Raw genomic sequence first — 18,385 nt, 5'->3', positions numbered from 1 at the left:
TCAGGCAACGCCGGATCAGGCGGCCTTCGCGTCCTCGCTCTCGTAGGCGGCGACGACGGCCACGAACGCGTCCATCGCGTCGCGCACGCCCTCGGCGCCATTGGCGGTGACCAGCGCACCCTCGACCACGAACGGGGTCTCTTCCCAGCTGGCGCCGGCAGCCTCGAGCTCGGCGCGGACGTCGGCGCTGGAGGTCACGGTGCGACCCTTGACGGTATCGGCCTGCGCCAGCAGCTTGCCGGCGTCGCCCACGATGGCGACCGGCATCGACGCGCGCATGAACGCCTTCAGGACGCGCTGGCTGTGCGGATCCTCGGCCATCTTGTCGACGGCGCGCATGCCGCCCGGAATAACCAGGCCGTCATAGTCGACTGCCAGCGTTTCGGCCAGATCGACATCGACGGGGAAGAAGTGACCCCAGGAGCCCTCGTACCAGCCGTTGACCAGGCCGTTGGCGCGCGACACCACCTTGGTGGTCGCACCGGCCTCGATCAGCTTCTTCTGGGGCTCGGTGAACTCGATCTCGTCAAATCCGTTGGCGAGCATAATAGCAATGGTACGTCCGGCGAGCGGCTTATCTGCCATGCGGTCCTCCTCTTTGATGATAACGTGTCAGCCCACCCGGCACCGGTGCTAGCAGAGGCGCTCGGCAGACAGGACGCGCAGGCGCCCGAAAAGGTCGGACTGCCTATGGCGCGTTGACGATGTGGAAACTTGAACGCGTCACTTAGCGCCCTCCGGCGAATATTTCAAGGGCGGCTTGCTGCGACATTGTGCAACGCAGCAGTAACAGAAACGTTAACGCGGTCGCGAAAACTGCCGCGCGGCAAGGCTGGCCAAGGCGAAGCCGGCGAGCGGCAGGACGATCTGCAGGAGTCCGAAGGCGGCGATCACCCGGCGGTCGCCGGAGGAGGCCCGCGCCACCGCCTCGGTCGTCAGGGTCTCGATTCGCCCGCCGCCGGCGAAAAGCGTCGGCAGATAGAGCGCGACGGAGACCGCCGCCCCGACAGCCGCCGCGGTCGCCACCGGCCGGGCCAGCATCGGCAGGGTAACGGAGAACAGCACGGCGGTCGGACCGCGACCGAGGCTGCGGGCGACGGCGATGTAGCGGGTGTCGAACCGCCGCCAGCCCCCGGCGAGCGACAGGAAGACATAGGGCAGCACGAACACCAGGTGGCTCCACACCACCGCGAGCCAGCCGCCATCCAGATGCCCGACGATCAGCAGGACCTGGACGCCGAAGAGGAAGGCGACCTGGGGCACGATCAGCGGGGTGTAGAGCAGCCAGTCCACCGCCCGCCCCGGCCGGGCGCCAAGCCGTGTCTCCCGCTCCAGGCAGGCGACGACGAGGGCGAGGGCGATCGCGGTGGCCGCGAGCGCGACCGTCACCGTCGCCCCCGCCGCCGAGAGCAGATCGGCACCGCCCCGTGACCAGCCCTCGACCGACAGCCTCGCCGGCAGGGCATCGGGGAACCACCAGGGTCCGGCCACCGACCAGACCGCCAGGGCCAACAGGGACAGCACGGCCAGGATGCCGGCCAAGCCCATGGCGCCGATGCTCAGCCCCCGCCAGAGGTTCTCGGCGGCACCACGGCCGCCGCCGCGGATCCAGCAGCGCCCCAGGACGACCGCGAGCCGTTCGCCGGCGATCCAGAGCGCGATGGCGGCGAGCGCGATCCCGGCCTGCAGTACCGCCCCGGCCGAGCCGAGAAAGCGCCGGGTCAGGTCCGGGTCACCCAACCACTGCACCACCCGGACCGCCAGCGGGGCGGGCGTCGTCGGGCCAAGCAGGATCGCCATGTCGACGGTAGAGGTGGCATAGGCGAGCACCGCGAAAATCGGCAGGCGCAGGCGCGGATAGGCCTGGGGCAGCACCGCCTTCAGCCAGGCGGTCATCGGCCGGTAGCCAAGGGATCGCGCGGTGACCAGGATACGCCGGGCCGGCAGCCCGTCCAGGGCGGCCAGCAGCATCAGGAACAGGAACGGCGTCTCCTTCAGCACCAGCCCCAGCGCGAGGGACAGGCCGTGCGGGTCCTGGACGATCAGCAGGTCCGGAGGGCGCTCCCACCCGGTCGCCCAGGGAGACAGCAGCCGAAAGGCCCATCCGCTGGGCGCCAGCAGGAAGGCGAGCCCGATCGCCAGGGTCACGTGCGGCACCGACAGCAGCGGCGAGATCAGCCGGGTCGCCGCGCGGAACATCGGGGTGTCCTGGGCCGCCGCGGTGAAGCCGACCGCCAGGGCGAACGCCGCAAGCGTCGATCCAAGGCCGACGGAGAGCGATAGCCAGGCACTGGTCCCGAGGCCCGGTTCGGTCAGCAGGATACGGAAGGTATCGAAGGAGACGGTCTCGCCGCCGAGCACCGGCAGCCATCCCAGCGCGGGCAGCACCGTGCCCACCAGCCCCGCCGCCACGGGCCCGATCATCACCAGCACGGCGAGCACCGGCGCCAGGCGGATCACGGGCGGCGTCCTGCCGTCGCTCTCACGCCCTTTGCCGCCTGCTCACTCCCCGGCCCTGTGCCGGGGCCTACGCGGGGGACTCCAAAGACGTCTTCCCGGTTCGCCCCGACCGTGGGCCCCGGCACAAGGCCGGGGAGTGATGAGGGATGGAGGAAAGGGGAACCCACCCTACCTGCCCGCCGAGTAGCGTCGTTCCCATTCCGCTTCCAGCCAGGCGACCCAGCTTGGATGGGGTTCGGGAAGGACCGGGCCGAGCTCCTCCGGCGAGAGGGTCGCGACACCGAGCGGCAGGGCGGCGAAGGCGGCTCGGTCGGCCTCCGGCAGGGCCGCCACGTCCAGCACGGTGAAATCGCCCCAGCCCCTTGGGTCCTGCTTGCGGATCTGCGCTTCCGGCGACATCAGGAAATCCGCCACCACCATGGCGCCCTCCCGGGCCGCCGCGTTGAACGGCACGGCGACGAAATGGGTGTTGCCGATGGTGCCGCCGTCGAACACGAAGGTGCGCACCGTGTCCGGCAACTCCCCCGCTTCGATCGCCGCACTGGCCCGGGCCGGGTTGAAGTCGAAGGCGAAGCTGATCTCGCCGTCCCCCAGCAGCCGCCGCAGTGCCCCGGCATCCTTGGGAAAGGCGCGGCCGTCGCTCCAGAGATGCGGATGCAGCGTGTCCAGATAGGCCCAGAGCGGCGCCGTCACCGACCGGGCCGCCGCCTCGTCCAGCGGATCGGACAGGGCGGCCGACGTGGCGATCGTCATCGCCAGGAGCTGCTTCAGAAAGGTGGTGCCGAGGAAATCCGGCGGCTGCGGATAGGCGAAGCGGCCCGGGTTGGCCTGCGCCCAGTCCAGCAGGGCGGCCGCCGTCTTCGGCGGCGTATCCACATAGGCCGTATCGACCATCATGGTGAGCTGCGCCATGCCCCAGGGCGCCTCCAGCCCGTCGGTCGGCACCGAGAAATCCATGACCGTGGTCGGCTTGCCGGCCACATCGACCAGGGTGAAATTCGGCGCCCGCTCCACCCACGGCCCGTGCAAGAGGCCGTTCGCCTTCATCGCCGCGAAGTTCTCGCCGTTGATCCAGACCAGGTCGATCGACCCGCCGCTGTCGCGCCCGGCGGTCTTCTCGGCCAGCACCCGGCTGACCGCATCGGCGGTATCGGACAGCTTAACCTGCACCAGCTCGATGCCGTAGAGCGCCGCCACCCGCTCGCCGGCCCAGGCGATATAGGCGTTGATCTTCTCGTCGCCGCCCCAGGCGTTGAAATGCACCCGCTGGCCCTTCGCCGCGGCGACGATCTCCTCCCATGGCCGGGTTTCCGCCGCCAGAGCGGGCCTTGCCGGCAGAACCAGCGTCACCAGGAGCAGGAGGAAGGCAAGACGCCAGAGGACCATGACCGGCTCCCGAGACAGGGCGAGCGAGGGAAGAACGACGCGGCGATCCTAACCGTGCCGGCCCCGGAGAGGCAGATCACATCTGGAACAGGTCGGTTTCAGCGAAGGCGTTGCAATCGCGCAACACCTGTCTTCGCGGAGAGGCCCGGCGGCCCGCAAGGGGCATATGGAGCGGGTGATGGGAATCGAACCCACGACATACAGCTTGGGAAGCTGTCGTTTAATAAATCTAACTTATTGTTTTATAATGTTTTTTGGTGTATCTTTACGATGAAAAATGTCACATAATCCTATTCGATAAACCACGGGGGGCGTAGTTTGATCGACTGTCTGCTACTCGAAAGACGAACTCCTTATAGTAGTAAAATTGGTTGACTTCTTGCCGTCCCGACGGAAGGAAACAAGTTCTCGCACTACGGCGCAATCATTGCGTACCGCTATGTTCAATTGAACCTACCGATCCACGTGATCAGAAGGCCTTCCCGAGGGCATTAAAGCCATTCTGCCGTCCAGGATACCGTGGTGGCTTTGTTCAGGCGCGCGCTGGTCCTCTGTTGATCTGGGCTGCACCTCCCGCTCCGCCTTACAGTTCGATTGATAAGACGCGGCGTTTTCTGGGAAAGAGCCAGCTATGGAGCGGGCGAAGGGAATCGAACCCTCGTCTGGAGCTTGGGAAGCTCTCGCTCTACCATTGAGCTACGCCCGCGCTGTGATGGGTTTACCGAGGATTTGACTGCCAAGCAAGCCCTTGGAAGATGTTTGCCTTGTGATATGCCTCCGCGAAACGCCCTCGAGTTTGGTTAGAGTTTTCCGGGTCTGATTCCTTGGCTGGGAGAGGAGCGGAAGACGATGAAGGCATCCAAGTTCACGGACGCACAGAAGGCGTTCATCATCAAGCCGATCGACCCTAAGCAGACACTCGTGGTCAACGAGCCGTTTGCTCGATAGCGGTCACCCAACCTCTTCCCAAAGCCATACACGATTGAGTTGCCTCCCCAAGAAGCAACGTCACATTCCTGGGGTTAAGATCGCCCCATTCGACCGGCAACACCGCTAGATGAAGTTGCTGGTTAGCGCGACGACAGTCACGTAGCGGACCGTCTTCGCTACCGCAACCAGCAGGATGAAAGTCAGTAGAGGCTCGCGCAGGATACCGGCGGCGAGTGTGAGAGGGTCGCCGATAAACGGCGCCCAGCTCATCAGCAGGCTCCACCGGCCATACCGTCGGTACCAGCCCGTCGCGCGGTCGAGCTGCGCCGCCGACGCGGGAAACCACTTCCGATCGCGGAACTGCTCAATCCCCCGGCCAAGCCCCCAGTTGACGACGGCCCCCAAGGTGTTGCCTACGCTCGCCACCGTGACGAGGAGAGCGACGGAATAAGCCTCGGTCAGCAGGACGGCGGCAAGCCCGATCTCGGATTGCGCCGGCAGGATCGTGGCGGCCAGGAAGGACACCGCGAACAGGCCCCAATAGGCCGCAAATTCTTGCATAGTCTGATCTTCATGCCTGTCCGCCCCACAGCGGGTGGGCCGTGGGGCGGACAGGCAGTGGGATTGAGTCAGTCGAAGCGTTTCACTTTGCTGAACTCACCTTTGACGATCAGGGTGATGGTGACAGTCTGGGAATCCCGGTTCCGCCAGAACCAGCCGTGATTGCCGGTGAACGCGGCCATGAACTGGCCGTCTTGCGACTCCACACCACGGCCCTGCTCGTAGCTGATCTGCTGTCCGCTGCCGTCGCCATGCAGGTCGAAATTGACCTTTCCGCCTTCGGCGAACCAGGTGAAATCCGCGACCGCGCCCTTCTCCATCACCAGCTTGATCTCGACCCCCTGACCCGGTTCGAGCTTTACGACAACGTGCTCCTGAACGGCGGTTCCCGGCCCGTGACCACCCGACCCATGGGCATGGGCCGTGGAGATGAACAGGCCTGGCAACCGGTCGAACCAGCTCGAGCTTTTGTCGTCTGTGGCTGCCGGGGACTGGTTCTGCAAGTCCCGCAGACGGTCCTCTTCGGCTTCCTGGGCCAGCTGCGTCTTGATCTCGCCCATCTCCGTCAGTCCGATCACTCGGCCGATGCGGGTGGGATCGATGCCATATTCGGCAGGCATGACGACAGTGATCAGGATCACGACGATCGCGATGGCCGCGAGGATCGTCGAGCGGATGAGCTGAGCCGAGCTGGGCAGATCTTCGGGTTTAGGTTTGTTGGCGTTGTACATGACTGAGTTCCTTTCGGCCGTGAGCCGTTTCGTCAGGCGAGGCCCGCCGCTACCGGCGGGTTGGGTCTATCACTGCGATCGCTTGAACTCGCTGTATTCCCCGCGAACCTTGAGCATCACCGTGACGTCGGAGCTGTCGCGATTGCGCCAGAACCAACCGTGCTCGCCATCGAACGTGGCGGTGAAGCTCCCCTTGCCGGAGGTCTGCCCGCGTCCCTTCTCGTAGGTCACGGAGTTGCCGCCGCCATGGCCATGCAGGTCGAAATTCATCCGGCCTCCCTCGGCGGTCCACTCGTACTCGACGGTCTCGCCCTTCTTCATCACCATCTTCGTCTCGATCGGCTCTCCCGATCCGAGCGTGAAGGCGGCCTCGTCCCGCCAGGCCTCTTGGGCGTGGGCGGTCGAGACGAACAGCCCGAGGATCACGTCCAGTGCGCTGGATTGATCGCCTGTGCCATGCTGAGTTTTACGGCCCTGCGTCGCCTCCGCAGCGAGTTGCTGCTCGGTCCCGCCCACCTCGGCGAACCCAAGCAAGCGTCCCACCCCGGTCGGGTCGATGGAATACTCGGACGGCAGGATCACGGTGACGAGGGTCACGATCGCAACGGCCAGGGCGATCAGCGTGGAGCGCAGAAGCTGCGCCGAGTTGGGGAGCCCATCGGTCGTCGGCTCTTGAGCGTTGTTCATGTCTGTCTCCAATCTCTCAGGCGGCCACGAAGTAGCCGGTGATCTGCAGCCCCATCAGCATGAAGCCGAGCGACATCATCACGACGTTGGCGGTGTAGGCATGCTTCCAGAAGCCCGCGGATTTCCGCCAATAGCCCATCGCGATCAGGATCAAAGCGAGCGCCATGATCTGGCCGAGTTCGACGCCGACATTGAAGGCGATGAGGTTGGCCAGCAGTCCGTCGGGCGCAATGTTGTAGTCGAGGATTTTGGTCGCGAGGCCGAGCCCGTGGAGCAGACCGAAGATCAGGGTCGCGGCCTTGGTATTCGGCTGGAAACCGAACCACCGCTGATAGGCTCCGAGATTGTCGAGCGCCTTGTAGACGACCGAGAAACCGATGATCGCGTCGATGACGTAGGGATTGACGGCCCAGTTGAAGTACACGCCGGCCAGCATCGTGATCGAGTGCCCCATCGCGAACAGGCTCACGTAGAGCGCCACGTGCTTCATGCGATAGAGGAAGAAAACCACCCCGAACAGGAACAGGATGTGGTCGTAGCCGGTGACCATGTGCTTGGCCCCGAGATAGATGAAGGGGATGATGTTCAATCCCCAGATTTCCTGGATGTAGCCCGCATCACCTTCGGTGACGTTATGGGCGGCCGCCTGGGTGGCGCCTAGCGCGAAAGCCCAGAGCAGCAGGGCGCCGGCCAGCCAGAACCTGGACCAGTCGCGCGCCCGGAAGGACAGTCTCATGAAGATGTCTCCGCGTTTCAGAAGTCAGTCGTGATTGCGAGGTCGAGCCTCGGGACAATCAGCTGCGCGGAGGTCTTTCAAATCCGAAGATGGGGGCGGGGCTGGCGTCCGGCAGGCGCGTGCTGCGATAGCCCACGTAGACCTGGGACGTGTTTCCGACTGTCGCGACAGTCAGCAGATCGGGAACCTGTTCATGATCGCCCAGCCCGTGGGCATGGCCTTGCAAGGCCGCGAAGATATCCTCTTTGAGACCATGGGAGTGTCCATGATCGAGCACTGTCTCGGCATGCTCGCTCAGCACGTCGAACACGTTGGGCAGATGGCCGAGGTCAGGGCGCATTCCCGAAAGCATGAACACCCCGCAAAGGCACACGAGCACAATTCTTCGTAGGTTTCTGAGCCCGTGCTTCATAAGCGTGCTTGGTACGGCTTCCGTTTAAGACAGCTTGCCCGATCCTCCCAGGGAGGATACTTGTTGTTTATGACAGAACCTCACCGACATGCAACCCACGGCGACATCGTCAAACGTCTGAAGCGGGCCAACGGGCATCTGCTCAGCGTCGTGGCGATGATCGAGGACGGTCGGAGCTGCACCGAGATCGCTCAGCAGCTTCATGCGGTGGAGAAGGCGATCACCCAGGCGAAACGCACCCTGATCCGGGATCACATCGACCATTGCCTCGATGCAGCGGCCCATCCCGGCGAGGGTGACGCTGAGGCGCTGTCCGACTTCAAGGCGATCACCAAGTTCCTTTGAGCGGAGGACGGCATGCTGAATGTCCTGTCCAATCGAACTTACCGGCATCTGTTCCTGGCACAGGTTCTTTCGCTGATCGGGACCGGGCTGACGACCGTCGCTCTTGGGCTGCTCACCTACGACCTGGCCGGTGAGCATGCGGGCCAGGTGCTGGGCACCGCCCTGGCGATCAAGATGGTCGCCTATGTCGGGCTTGCCCCCGTCGCCGCAGCCCTGGCGGGGAAAGTGCCCCGCCGCCAGTTCCTGGTCGGGCTCGATCTTTGTCGGGCGGGCATGGTGCTGGTGTTGCCCTTCGTCTCGGCTGTATGGCAGGTCTACCTCCTGGTGTTCCTGTTCCAGGCCTGTTCGGCCGCCTTCACCCCGACCTTTCAGGCGACCATTCCGGACGTTCTGACCGACGAGAAGGACTACACCAACGCTCTCTCCCTTTCCCGGCTCGCCTACGATCTGGAATCGCTGATCAGTCCGATGCTGGCGGGGCTGCTGCTCGCCGTGATGAGCTTCCACTGGCTGTTCGTCGGCAACGGGCTCGCCTTCCTGGCATCGGCCGCCCTGGTCGTCTCGGTGATCCTCCCCGCGATCAGGCCCGAGAGCGTGGCCCGGCCGTTCCGGGAACGGCTGACGCGGGGCGCCTTCATCTACCTGCGAACCCCCAGGCTTCGCGGGCTACTGGCCCTGAGCTTCGCTGTCTCGGCAGCAGGGTCAATGGTGATCGTGAACACGGTCGTCTATGTCCGCGAGGTACTTGGCGGAGGCGATCAGGACGTGGCCTTCCTGTTCGCGGCCTATGGGGTAGGTTCGATGCTAGTGGCTCTGGTCCTGCCACGCGTGCTGGACCAGCGGTCTCCACGGACCGTGATGCTGTGCGGCGGCGGGGTGCTCGCCGCTACTCTACCGCTTGGCGTTCTGGAGCCGGGCTACGCAGCAGCGATGGGGCTTTGGGCGATTATCGGAATTGGCATTTCTCTGATCATGACGCCTTCCGGATTGCTGCTCCGTCGCTCATCGCACGCGGAGGACCGGCCCGCTTTGTTCGCGGCACAGTTCGCCCTGTCGCATGCATGCTGGCTGCTGGCCTATCCGACGGCCGGATGGCTTGGCCCCGTGATCGGGCTACCCAGCACCTTCGTCGTGCTGGCGGGAGGCGTCGTGCTGGGCTGCGCCGTCGCCTGGATGGTCTGGCCGTCCCATGACCCGGAGGTGAACGAACACGAGCATTACGAGGTTGCGCACACCCATGGCGATCCAGACGAGGAGCATCATGGGGGTGCGCGGATCGAATGGCAGCCGGACGGTTCGCACCACCACCGGCCGGTCCGTCACGCTCATGCCTTCGTGATCGACGACCATCATCCGGCGTGGCCGAGCTAAGGCCGCAAGCGCTTAGCCCCGAACCATGTCGTCTGCAACGACATCGATAGGAAACGAAAGTCATCGCCGTTGACCTTCCTGCAACTGTAACCTCCATGAATGCCTTTGAGCACAGGTTGGGGGCTTTGCTGTATGATCGTCTCCCATCAGCCCAGTGAGGGTCGCCAATGCGGGTGTCCAGGAGCTTGATCAGAGACGGCAAATGCAGCGAGAGGTGCGCGAGCATTGTGCTGTGCCTGTTCCTAAGCCTCGCCGCCCTCCTGGTGACCCCTGCCGAATCTGCGGCGCACTCGCTGCATGTTAGTGCTGTTGCAAGCACGGGCGCGTCCGCCCTTGTCAGCACCGAGGCTGTCGGCAATGACAATCCGGCAGACCTCGAAGCCCGCTCCTCGCCGGCCGGCCTGGGTGGCGGCTGTTCGCTGGTGGGCCTCGATGCCCCGAAGCAGGTTTCGCTTTCGCGCGTCTCGGTGACGGCTGATCGGTTGCGCCCCGCGAGCATGAAACCTGCCCGTGACATCGCCCTTACCCCTCCCTGTCCCCCGCCAACGTGAGAACTCCGCGTCACCCTCGACTGATCCTGAACGATCCGACGACGAACGGAGTTTGACGATGAAAGCGAAGATGTTTGCTGCGGTCGCGCTGGCGGCCGCGCTCGGCGCTGGCGCCACCACCGCCATCGCCCATGGCGGCGCCACCGGCGTGGTGAAGGAGCGGATGGACTCCATGGAGGTGCTCGGCGACGCCATGAAGGAACTGACCGCGATGATGCGGGGACAGCAGGACTACAGCGCCGAGCGGGTACGCACGCTGGCCGGCACCATCGACGGCCATAGCGGCGAGGCGCTGACCAAGCTCTTCCCGAAGGACAGCCTTGACCACCCGTCCGAGGCGCTTCCGGCGATCTGGAGCGACTGGGACCGGTTCAGCGCCCTGGCGGACCAGCTTTCCACCTACGCGCAGGCTCTCGCCGCCGCGGCCGACAATCAACGGCCGGCGGGCAGCGCCCCGGGCGGCATGATGGGCGGAGGGACGATGCAGGGCCAGGGGATGATGCACGGCCAGGGCATGTCCGGAGGAGGCATGATGGGCGGCGGCATGATGGGCGGGGGACAGGGTCCGACCGCCGAGATGCTGGCGCAGATGCCGCCCGACGGCGTGTTCTTCCATCTGGCCGATACCTGCTCCGCCTGTCACCAGAGCTTCCGCAAGAAGCAGAACTGATGGTCCGGACCTTCTGGATGGTCGCCGGCACCGCCGTCCTTCTCGGCGGCGGTGCCGTCGCCTGGCTCATGGCCGGTCCAAGCGTGCCCGACCGCGACCTGACGGGCCTCTCCGGCGACGTGAACCGCGGGGCCTATGTGGCGCGCCTGTCGGGCTGCATCGCCTGCCACACCGACCCGGCGGGCGGCGGTGCCGTGCTGGCCGGCGGCTCCGCGATCGACACCGAGTTCGGCAGCTTTTTCGCGCCGAACATCACACCCCACCCCGAGGACGGGATCGGGTCGTGGACCCTGGCGGAGTTCTCCCGCTCGCTGACCGCCGGGATGGCGCCGGATGGCGGCCACTTGTTCCCGGCCTTCCCCTACAGCTTCTACACGAGGCTGACCGACCAGGACGTGGTCGACCTGTGGGCGGCGGTGAACTCGGTTCCGGCCGTTGCCGGTGGGCCGCCCGCGCACCGGCTGCGGTTCCCGTTCAACTGGACCCGCGGCGTCGGGCTGTGGAAGCGGCTATATTTCGAGCCCGGGTCGCAAGCACCGGTAGAGGGCCGGTCGGACTCCTGGCTCCGGGGGCGCTATCTGTCGGAGGCCGCGGCCCATTGCGGCGCCTGCCATACGCCGCGGACCCTGCTCGGCGGCCTCGATTCCGACCGCAAGTTCGAAGGTGGGACCGGTCCCGGGAACGAAAAGATCCCGGCGATCACGCCCGGGGCCCTGGCGCGCGAGGGATGGACTGCCGACGACCTGCGCTATGCCTTCAGAACGGGGCTGACCCCCTCCGGCGACAGCCTGGGCGGCTCGATGGCGGAGGTCATCCGAGACGGCACGCGGTACTGGAGCGATCCGGATATCGCGGCCCTGGTCGAGTATCTGATGGATCCGGAGGTACCGTGATGACACGCCACTCGGTGGTGACCGACCGCTCAACCCTCACCTGCCCGCAGTGCGGTCATCGCGAGGAGGAGCGGATGCCGACCAATGCCTGCCAGTGGTTCTACGACTGCAAGGGCTGTGGCGCTGTGCTGAAGCCCAAGCCGGGCGACTGCTGCGTGTTCTGCTCCTACGGAACGGTTCCTTGCCCGCCGATGCAGACGGGCGCAGACTGCCCTTGACCTTCCGGCTGCTGGAAGCACCATTTTGCCTGCCATGAAGCGCTTCATCGCCATTGCCGCCGTTCTCCTGATCGCCCTGTCCACGGGGCTGATGGGCGTGGCGGATCTGCATCGTGGCGCGACCGACGACGGGTCGGGGCCGCAGATGGCTGAGGCGCACGTGGTCGGCGGCCCGGTTTCCGGCCACATGCACGGCCACGGCGAAGACAAGCACGAGCGTGCCGGCTATCACACCTCCTGCGCCATCGCTGGACACACCTGCGCCGGATATGTCACGCCCGGGTTGGCGACCGCGACCGGCCTGTTCTACACCCGGCAGGACTGGTACGCGCCAGGCCACCGTCTCGCCGCAGGACTGAACGCGGAAGCGACCCCACCCCCTCCTCGCGCCTGATCGAGTGACGCCCTGCCGGAGCCATAGGCCCCGGCGATCGCATCGCCTGTCGATCAGCTGTTTCCTTGCGAGGATATCTCCCATGAATACTCGTCTCATTTCGCGCGCCGCTGCGGCAGCGCTTGCCTTCACCCTGTCCATTCCCGGCATCGCCGTGGCCCAGATGTCCCACGGAGGCGGCCACGGAATGGCCGCCGCCATCGGCCAGCCGGGCGACGCCTCGGCGGTCTCCCGGACCGTCGAGATCGCGATGCACGACAACTACTACGAGCCTGAGACAGTCTCCGTTTCCGCGGGCGAGACCGTCAGGTTTGTGGTGAAGAACGCCGGATCCCTGGTGCACGAGTTCAACATCGCCACAGCCGAGATGCACGCCGCCCACGGATCTGAAATGCAGATGCTTGTGGACCACGGGGTGCTGATGGCCGACCGGATCGACCGGGAGGCGGCCAAGAAGATGAAGGCCTCCATGGGCCACGGCATGCACGAAGCCGGCAACAGCCTGCTGCTGGAGCCCGGACAGTCGGGCGAACTGATCTGGCGCTTCGAGCACGGCAAGGATCTTGAGTTCGCCTGCAACGTCCCAGGCCACTACCAGGCCGGGATGGTCGGCGACATCCGGATGGCTCACTGAGCGGCACCGTCCATGAAGCCGGGCCGCTTACGCGGCGGCCCGGACCGTTCCCCCAGATCAGGAGACGCGTCGTGAGAACGACATCCCTTGCCCGGGCCTGCGCGCTCGCAGCGGCCTTCGCTCTCTCTCTCGCCTCCGGCGCCGCCGCCGGCGAGTACAATCTCACCGTCGACCGGGTCACCCTGGACACCGGCGACTTCACCCGGAGTGCCATCGGCTACAACGGGTCGACGACGCCGACGGTGCTGCGCTTCAAGGAAGGCGAGGAGGTCACGATCAACGTGACCAACAATCTCGACGAGGACACCTCGGTCCACTGGCACGGGCTGATCCTGCCCTACCAGCAGGACGGGGTGCCCGGCATGTCCTTCGACGGCATCAGGCCGGGCGAGACCTTCACCTACCGCTTCCCCATCGTGCAGAGCGGCACCTACTGGTTCCACAGTCATTCGGGCTTCCAGGAGCCGGATGGCGCCTATGGGGCGATCGTCATCGAGCCGGAGGGCCGCGAACCGTTCCGCTTCGACCGCGAGTACGTGGTCCAGCTCGCCGACGCCCATCCGCATTCCGGCGACCGGATCATGCGAAACCTGAAACTGATGCCCGACTATTACAACCGGCAGCAGCGCACCCTACTCGACTTCCTGGATGACAGCCGGGAGAAGGGGCTGGCCTCTGCGCTCGAGGGTCGCAGCGCCTGGGGCGAGATGCGGATGATGCCGACGGACATTGAAGACCTGCAGGGCTTCACGCCGCTGATCAACGGCAAGGGCCCGCGGCAGAACTGGACCGGCCTGTTCGAGCCGGGGGAGCGCATCCGGCTGCGCTTCATCAATTCATCGGCGATGACCTATTTCGACATCCGCATCCCGGGTCTGGAGATGACCGTGGTGCAGGCCGACGGCAACAACGTGCAGCCGGTCCCCGTCGACGAGTTCCGCATCGCCGTGGCCGAGACCTATGACGTGATCGTGCGTTCGACAGAGGACCGGGCCTATACGATCTTCGCGGAATCCATGGGGCGCACCGCCTTCGCCCGCGGCACCCTGGCTCCCCGGGAGGGAATGGAGGCCGAGGTCCCCGACCTGCGCGAGCCGCCGCTGCTTACCATGGCGGACATGGGCATGGCCCATGGCGATCATGGGTCGATGGATCACGGGAGCATGGGCAAGGGCGCGATGGACCACAGTGCCATGGGCCAAGGGACAATGAGCCACGGTTCGGGCCAGCCGACCCACACGATGCCGGACGGGACCGTCATGCAGGGCATGAACCACGGGACCATGGACCACAGCGCCATGGGCCATGGGACCATGTCGATGGATAACGCGGATCCGTTCTACGCACCCGGCAGTGGGCTCACCCCCCAGGCGGCGGATGGCGGGAAGTTCCTGTCCTATGCCGACCTGAAGGCGCAGAAGCCGCTCTACGAGCACCGTGACGCGACCCGGGAGATCGAGCTGCGTCTGACCGGCAACATGGAGCGCTACATCTGGTCGATCAACGGCGTGAAATACGCCGATGCCGAGCCGATCCGCCTGCAGTACGGCGAGCGGGTCCGCTTCAAATTCGTCAACGAGACGATGATGACCCACCCGATGCACCTGCATGGGATGTGGTCGATCCTCGATGTCGGACAGGGGAAGTGGAACCCGGTCAAGCACGTGGTCAGCGTGTCGCCCGGCACGACCGTCTTCATGGAGACCGAGGTCGATGCGCCCGGCGTGTGGGCGTTCCACTGCCACCTCTCCTATCACATGGACGCCGGCATGTTCCGCAAGGTCATCGTCGAGGGCGGGCCGGCCGGCAAGAGCGCCGACCTACCCGCCACACCGCGTCAGACCACCGGAGGCTGATCCCATGCACCGAGATATCCTTATCGCCGCGGCCCTGGCGCCCGTCCTGGCCTGGACGGGTCCGGCCACGGCCGAGCCGCTGATCTACGGCCTTCAGGTCGAGCAGGCGGAACGCCGGTTCGACGACGGGTCGGACCTCTATGCCTGGGATTTCGACGCCCTCGCCGGAACCGACGAGCTGAAACTCGTCTGGCGCAGCGAGGCGGAGTATCTGACCGAGAGCAGCCGGTTCGAGACGCTCGAGAACCAGCTGCGCCTGCAGATGCCGATCTCCACGTTCTTCGATGCGGCGGTCGGCGTCCGGCTGGACACGCCGGCGGGCGAGGATCGCGCCTATGGGGTGGTCGGGGTGAAGGGCCTGGCGCCGCAATGGTTCGAGCTCGACGCGGATCTCTATGTCGGCGAGACCTCCTTCGTCCGGGTCGAGGCGGAGTACGAGGGGCTGATCACCAACCGGATCATCCTGACGCCGAGCCTCGAGCTGGACACCCCGCTGGGCGATGATGAGGCGCTCGGGGTCGGGGCGTTCGCACCGACGCTGGAGGTCGGCGCCAGGCTCAGCTACGACCTGCTCGACCGGGCGGTCTCGCCCTATATCGGCGTGCATTACGAGCGCCGGTTCGGCGAGACGGCCGACCTTGCGCGGGCAGAAGGCGAGCAGCGGGACACTCTCTACTTTGTCGTCGGCACGAAGATGCTGTTCTGACGTCGGCCCTGGATGACTGTCGATCGCGCGGGCCTTTGACAGCCTGCGCGATCGGCGCCCAAAAAAATGGTGATTTGCCTGGAACCTTCCTGCACGGGAGCCTCGTTTACCAAGCTCTGTGTCAGATTTGGCTGAGCGAGGTGGACATGAAATACGGTCGGTTCTTTCTCATGATCCTCACATCCACCGTGGTGATGTTCGGGCTCATGTATCTCAACACCTATTTGCCGACCCATATCTTCTGGTCTGAAACCCGCGCGTACATGGCGATCTTGATGGGCGCGACGATGGCCATCGTCATGCTCGCGTTCATGCTCTCGATGTACCCAAGCACGAAGATCAATTCGGCGATCTTCGCGGGAGCGCTCGTGTTGTTCGCAGGCTCCTTGTGGCTGGTTCGCAGTCAGGTGACGGTCGATGACCGCTCATACATGCGGGCGATGATTCCCCACCACTCGATTGCGATCATGACGTCCACGCGTGCCGGACTCTCGGACCCCCGCGTCAGGAAGCTTGCCGACGAAATCATCTATGCGCAGGACAAGGAGATCGCGGAAATGAGGTACCTGATTTCCGCGATCGAGCGGTCCGGTGATGCCGCGGTCTGGGGCGATCAACCTGCCAGCTCTGATCTCTCCGTCGCGACGCTCGATGAAGCGCTTTCGACGGCAGAGATCGGTGTCTTGGATCCTGAGTTCATCTCTGAAAACGAGATTGCCCACGCATTCGCAAGCGGAGCGGACTGTACCTTCCACTACACCCAGGACAGCAAGCCGGTGCTCGCTATCGGTGAACAGGATGACGGAACGTCGGCGATCCTGAAGATTAGTGGTGACCTGGTCCGTCTCTCAGACGACGGCCCTGCTGGGCGCGCAGACGGTTCAACCCTCTCCGCGCCGGGGATCTCCCTTCAGATTACCAGTCGTAGAGGAGAAGCCCTGTCGGGAGAGCAGGATGCCGCCGGCACAGAAGCCGATCTTCTCCTTGAGATCGACCGCGGGCTGACGGCCGGCTACAGCGGCTTCTATCGGTGTGGCGCCTGAACGCCTGCCGACGCTTCGGCGATACAGACGACCCAAAGCGGCCGTTGGAACACTACGAGCCGTTCGACCCTAAGCGGTCGTTCGACGTCACTGGAGCGTCCGACCCATTGCAGACGCCCGAGATCTATGAGCCGGTCGCGCCCTGGCCGTTACAGGTCGTCTCATCTCCGTGCGGGAGCACTCCAGGATATTGAGGGCGCAGGCCCCTCCCGAGGGACCGTTCGGGAGCGCATCAATTGATGCCCCGGCGCCACCAATAAATTGAGGCTTAGTCCTCACATCTGCCGGTCCGACCAGCGGGGGGGGGGGGGGGGGGGGGGGGTCTATCGGCCTCAGACGTCGACACGCTCCTGGTCCACGCTCTTGCGCTCATTCATGTTGAACCGGCCCGCGTAGATCGGTCGCTCGCCAGTGGACGGCCCCGGATACTGGACGATGAAGATTTCCCCGCCGCTCTCGGTCTTGAACTCGCCTTCGTAGTGCGGGTCCGGGTGAAAGAGCACCGTGCCGGGGCCGTAGACGTCGCCGTCGATCTCGAACTCCCCGGACAGGATGTGCCACACCTGGGCAAACCCGTGATAGTGCTCGGGGTGAAACGCGCCCGGCTCCAGACGCAGAATTCCCGTGTTCGGATGGGTCGGGTTGTCAGGCTCCGGATGAAACAGCATCTTGCCGGTTTCACCGGGCCAGCGGATCGTCTTCCACTCAACCTCGTCGAAGCGCCGGGCGATATAGCGCTTGTGATCCTTGCGCGTCGCCGCACGTTCCGTCTTCAGAGACGCATTGTTCTCCGCGGTATCAGCGATGTGTTTGCTCACTGTATCCTCCACTGTGTGAACCGGTTTTTTCGTCGCCGGACGCGCCACCCAATGGGCGCCACCAGTCGAACTCGGGAAGCGCCCCGTCGGCTGCGGCGACCGTCATCAGCAGGTGGGCTTCTTGATCTCCAAGGCCGCGGGCTCGGTGCGGGTGATGGGAGTTGATGTAGATGCCGTCCCCGGCCTCGAGGCGATGCGTCTCATCGCCAACATCAAAGACCACGGTTCCGCTGAGAACGAAGCAGTGCTCCTGCCCGGGATGGGAGACGAACGCCTCCATCCCGTCGTCCTTCGGTAGCACAAGATGAAAGACCTCCATCTTGTCCTTCGATCTGCCGCCGCCCAGTCTCCTCCAGCGATATCCGGTCGCGGGAACGAACGAGAACTGCCCGTCCGCGCCTCGGTGAACCGCAACATCCGTCTCCGTGGAGACGGTGCCCAGGTCGTCGAACAGCGACCCGATCTGGATGTCGAGGGAAGCGCAGATCTGCAGCAGGCTGGCAATGGTCGCGGACGTCGCGCCCCTCTCGATCTTGGACAGGTAGCTCTCGGACAGCCCGCACCTGGCGGCCAGGTCGACCAGTGTCAGTCTGGCCGCAAGTCGCGCCGACTTTACGCTGGCCCCAATCTTCGCGTTCGCTCCAGCTTCCTGCACGCCAATCACACATCAAAATGTCTTATCCGGACATATTTTTGTCTCAACAGGACGTGAGGCGCAAGCCTAGAATCCAGGCCCGGCCCAGGCTATGCAGGTGGCATAGAGTTATTCGACCCATACCGGCCGTTCGCACCTACTAAGCCGTTCACTCGGAAGCGGGCGCTCACTTCGACAAGACAGTGATCTAATCCACTGTCATTAAACGCCGCGCCGGCCCAATCCCAGACCCTTCTTGCGAAGGTGCAAACCTGTATCCATCGATGACTTTGCGACCCCACCCTAAGCCGCTTTAGGCTGGTGATCGCGCCTCCCCTATAGCATCGTT

The 18,385-nt window shown here is 64.9% G+C and carries 20 protein-coding genes and 1 tRNA gene; 10 read left to right on the top strand and 11 right to left on the bottom strand.

Annotated features, from left to right (window positions below):
- Positions 1-15 precede the first annotated feature (15 nt).
- The 9 genes from ACOQOP_RS22005 to ACOQOP_RS21965 form a co-directional block, all read right to left on the bottom strand.
- The gene (locus ACOQOP_RS22005) at positions 16-585 is read right to left on the bottom strand and encodes a DJ-1/PfpI family protein (protein ID WP_420563963.1); all 570 of its coding nucleotides are present in this window, start codon (positions 583-585) and stop codon (positions 16-18) included.
- 213 nt (positions 586-798) lie between these two features.
- Positions 799-2,460 carry an ABC transporter permease gene (locus ACOQOP_RS22000; protein ID WP_420563962.1) on the bottom strand — a complete coding sequence of 554 codons (1,662 nt, stop codon included), beginning with the start codon at positions 2,458-2,460 and terminating at the stop codon, positions 799-801.
- Positions 2,461-2,628: 168 nt separating this feature from the next.
- Positions 2,629-3,846 carry an ABC transporter substrate-binding protein gene (locus ACOQOP_RS21995; protein WP_420563961.1) on the bottom strand — a complete coding sequence of 406 codons (1,218 nt, stop codon included), beginning with the start codon at positions 3,844-3,846 and terminating at the stop codon, positions 2,629-2,631.
- A 632-nt stretch (positions 3,847-4,478) separates the two neighbouring features.
- Positions 4,479-4,552, bottom strand: a tRNA-Gly gene (locus ACOQOP_RS21990).
- Between the two features lie 347 nt (positions 4,553-4,899).
- Positions 4,900-5,337, bottom strand: coding sequence for a YqaA family protein (locus ACOQOP_RS21985; RefSeq protein WP_420563960.1), 438 nt, complete (start codon positions 5,335-5,337; stop codon positions 4,900-4,902).
- Positions 5,338-5,405: 68 nt separating this feature from the next.
- A complete protein-coding gene (locus tag ACOQOP_RS21980) occupies positions 5,406-6,068 on the bottom strand; it encodes a transmembrane anchor protein (RefSeq protein WP_420563959.1) in 663 nt (220 codons plus the stop codon).
- 69 nt (positions 6,069-6,137) lie between these two features.
- Positions 6,138-6,755 (bottom strand): transmembrane anchor protein, encoded by a 618-nt coding sequence (locus tag ACOQOP_RS21975; RefSeq protein ID WP_420563958.1) that lies wholly within the window; start codon positions 6,753-6,755, stop codon positions 6,138-6,140.
- A 16-nt stretch (positions 6,756-6,771) separates the two neighbouring features.
- On the bottom strand, positions 6,772-7,491 hold the full coding sequence (locus ACOQOP_RS21970; protein WP_420563957.1) for a HupE/UreJ family protein: 720 nt from the start codon (positions 7,489-7,491) through the stop codon (positions 6,772-6,774).
- A gap of 58 nt (positions 7,492-7,549) precedes the next feature.
- Entirely contained in the window at positions 7,550-7,843 is a 294-nt protein-coding gene (locus ACOQOP_RS21965) for a hypothetical protein (RefSeq protein ID WP_420563956.1), read from the bottom strand.
- A 129-nt stretch (positions 7,844-7,972) separates the two neighbouring features.
- Between ACOQOP_RS21965 and ACOQOP_RS21960 the strand changes: the two genes are divergently transcribed.
- The 10 genes from ACOQOP_RS21960 (at position 7,973) to ACOQOP_RS21915 (ending at position 16,584) form a co-directional block, all read left to right on the top strand.
- Positions 7,973-8,248 carry a metal-sensing transcriptional repressor gene (locus ACOQOP_RS21960; protein WP_420563955.1) on the top strand — a complete coding sequence of 92 codons (276 nt, stop codon included), beginning with the start codon at positions 7,973-7,975 and terminating at the stop codon, positions 8,246-8,248.
- Positions 8,249-8,260: 12 nt separating this feature from the next.
- Positions 8,261-9,619, top strand: coding sequence for an MFS transporter (locus ACOQOP_RS21955; protein ID WP_420563954.1), 1,359 nt, complete (start codon positions 8,261-8,263; stop codon positions 9,617-9,619).
- 609 nt (positions 9,620-10,228) lie between these two features.
- Positions 10,229-10,840 (top strand): c-type cytochrome, encoded by a 612-nt coding sequence (locus ACOQOP_RS21950; RefSeq protein WP_420563953.1) that lies wholly within the window; start codon positions 10,229-10,231, stop codon positions 10,838-10,840.
- Complete coding sequence (locus ACOQOP_RS21945; RefSeq protein WP_420563952.1) at positions 10,840-11,733, top strand: c-type cytochrome; 894 nt, start codon at positions 10,840-10,842, stop codon at positions 11,731-11,733. Before ACOQOP_RS21950 ends, ACOQOP_RS21945 begins: the two co-directional genes overlap by 1 nt.
- Positions 11,733-11,951, top strand: coding sequence for a GDCCVxC domain-containing (seleno)protein (locus ACOQOP_RS21940; RefSeq protein ID WP_420563951.1), 219 nt, complete (start codon positions 11,733-11,735; stop codon positions 11,949-11,951). The genes ACOQOP_RS21945 and ACOQOP_RS21940 overlap by 1 nt, the downstream gene beginning before the upstream one ends.
- Positions 11,952-11,976: 25 nt before the next feature.
- Complete coding sequence (locus ACOQOP_RS21935) at positions 11,977-12,345, top strand: hypothetical protein (RefSeq protein WP_420563950.1); 369 nt, start codon at positions 11,977-11,979, stop codon at positions 12,343-12,345.
- Between the two features lie 82 nt (positions 12,346-12,427).
- Positions 12,428-12,979, top strand: a complete 552-nt coding sequence (locus ACOQOP_RS21930; protein WP_420563949.1) for a cupredoxin domain-containing protein — start codon at positions 12,428-12,430, stop codon at positions 12,977-12,979.
- Between the two features lie 71 nt (positions 12,980-13,050).
- Positions 13,051-14,835 carry a copper resistance system multicopper oxidase gene (locus ACOQOP_RS21925; RefSeq protein WP_420563948.1) on the top strand — a complete coding sequence of 595 codons (1,785 nt, stop codon included), beginning with the start codon at positions 13,051-13,053 and terminating at the stop codon, positions 14,833-14,835.
- A gap of 4 nt (positions 14,836-14,839) precedes the next feature.
- Positions 14,840-15,541, top strand: coding sequence for a copper resistance protein B (locus ACOQOP_RS21920; RefSeq protein WP_420563947.1), 702 nt, complete (start codon positions 14,840-14,842; stop codon positions 15,539-15,541).
- A gap of 146 nt (positions 15,542-15,687) precedes the next feature.
- Positions 15,688-16,584, top strand: a complete 897-nt coding sequence (locus ACOQOP_RS21915) for a DUF305 domain-containing protein (protein ID WP_420563946.1) — start codon at positions 15,688-15,690, stop codon at positions 16,582-16,584.
- A 332-nt stretch (positions 16,585-16,916) separates the two neighbouring features.
- Here the strand turns inward: ACOQOP_RS21915 and ACOQOP_RS21910 are convergent, their stop codons facing one another.
- Both ACOQOP_RS21910 and ACOQOP_RS21905 read right to left on the bottom strand, forming a co-directional pair.
- A complete protein-coding gene (locus tag ACOQOP_RS21910; protein ID WP_420563945.1) occupies positions 16,917-17,402 on the bottom strand; it encodes a cupin domain-containing protein in 486 nt (161 codons plus the stop codon).
- Positions 17,383-18,066 carry a helix-turn-helix domain-containing protein gene (locus ACOQOP_RS21905; RefSeq protein ID WP_420563944.1) on the bottom strand — a complete coding sequence of 228 codons (684 nt, stop codon included), beginning with the start codon at positions 18,064-18,066 and terminating at the stop codon, positions 17,383-17,385. The genes ACOQOP_RS21910 and ACOQOP_RS21905 overlap by 20 nt, the downstream gene beginning before the upstream one ends.
- Positions 18,067-18,385 lie beyond the last annotated feature (319 nt).

The sequence above is a fragment of the Thalassobaculum sp. genome, assembly GCF_965223715.1.
Classification (GTDB): Bacteria; Pseudomonadota; Alphaproteobacteria; order Thalassobaculales; family Thalassobaculaceae; genus Thalassobaculum.
Note: the sequence above shows the minus strand (reverse complement) of the source record. Positions and strands in the feature narration are given on the sequence as shown.

What these genes read in the sequence shown, in the direction of transcription:
- ACOQOP_RS22005 (WP_420563963.1), bottom strand. Translation starts at nt 585, where the DNA reads ATGGCAGATAAGCCGCTCGCCGGACGTACCATTGCTATTATGCTCGCC.
- ACOQOP_RS21995 (WP_420563961.1), bottom strand. Translation starts at nt 3,846, where the DNA reads ATGGTCCTCTGGCGTCTTGCCTTCCTCCTGCTCCTGGTGACGCTGGTT.
- ACOQOP_RS21985 (WP_420563960.1), bottom strand. Translation starts at nt 5,337, where the DNA reads ATGCAAGAATTTGCGGCCTATTGGGGCCTGTTCGCGGTGTCCTTCCTG.
- ACOQOP_RS21980 (WP_420563959.1), bottom strand. Translation starts at nt 6,068, where the DNA reads ATGTACAACGCCAACAAACCTAAACCCGAAGATCTGCCCAGCTCGGCT.
- ACOQOP_RS21975 (WP_420563958.1), bottom strand. Translation starts at nt 6,755, where the DNA reads ATGAACAACGCTCAAGAGCCGACGACCGATGGGCTCCCCAACTCGGCG.
- ACOQOP_RS21970 (WP_420563957.1), bottom strand. Translation starts at nt 7,491, where the DNA reads ATGAGACTGTCCTTCCGGGCGCGCGACTGGTCCAGGTTCTGGCTGGCC.
- ACOQOP_RS21965 (WP_420563956.1), bottom strand. Translation starts at nt 7,843, where the DNA reads ATGCTTTCGGGAATGCGCCCTGACCTCGGCCATCTGCCCAACGTGTTC.
- ACOQOP_RS21960 (WP_420563955.1), top strand. Translation starts at nt 7,973, where the DNA reads ATGACAGAACCTCACCGACATGCAACCCACGGCGACATCGTCAAACGT.
- ACOQOP_RS21955 (WP_420563954.1), top strand. Translation starts at nt 8,261, where the DNA reads ATGCTGAATGTCCTGTCCAATCGAACTTACCGGCATCTGTTCCTGGCA.
- ACOQOP_RS21950 (WP_420563953.1), top strand. Translation starts at nt 10,229, where the DNA reads ATGAAAGCGAAGATGTTTGCTGCGGTCGCGCTGGCGGCCGCGCTCGGC.
- ACOQOP_RS21945 (WP_420563952.1), top strand. Translation starts at nt 10,840, where the DNA reads ATGGTCCGGACCTTCTGGATGGTCGCCGGCACCGCCGTCCTTCTCGGC.
- ACOQOP_RS21940 (WP_420563951.1), top strand. Translation starts at nt 11,733, where the DNA reads ATGACACGCCACTCGGTGGTGACCGACCGCTCAACCCTCACCTGCCCG.
- ACOQOP_RS21930 (WP_420563949.1), top strand. Translation starts at nt 12,428, where the DNA reads ATGAATACTCGTCTCATTTCGCGCGCCGCTGCGGCAGCGCTTGCCTTC.
- ACOQOP_RS21920 (WP_420563947.1), top strand. Translation starts at nt 14,840, where the DNA reads ATGCACCGAGATATCCTTATCGCCGCGGCCCTGGCGCCCGTCCTGGCC.
- ACOQOP_RS21915 (WP_420563946.1), top strand. Translation starts at nt 15,688, where the DNA reads ATGAAATACGGTCGGTTCTTTCTCATGATCCTCACATCCACCGTGGTG.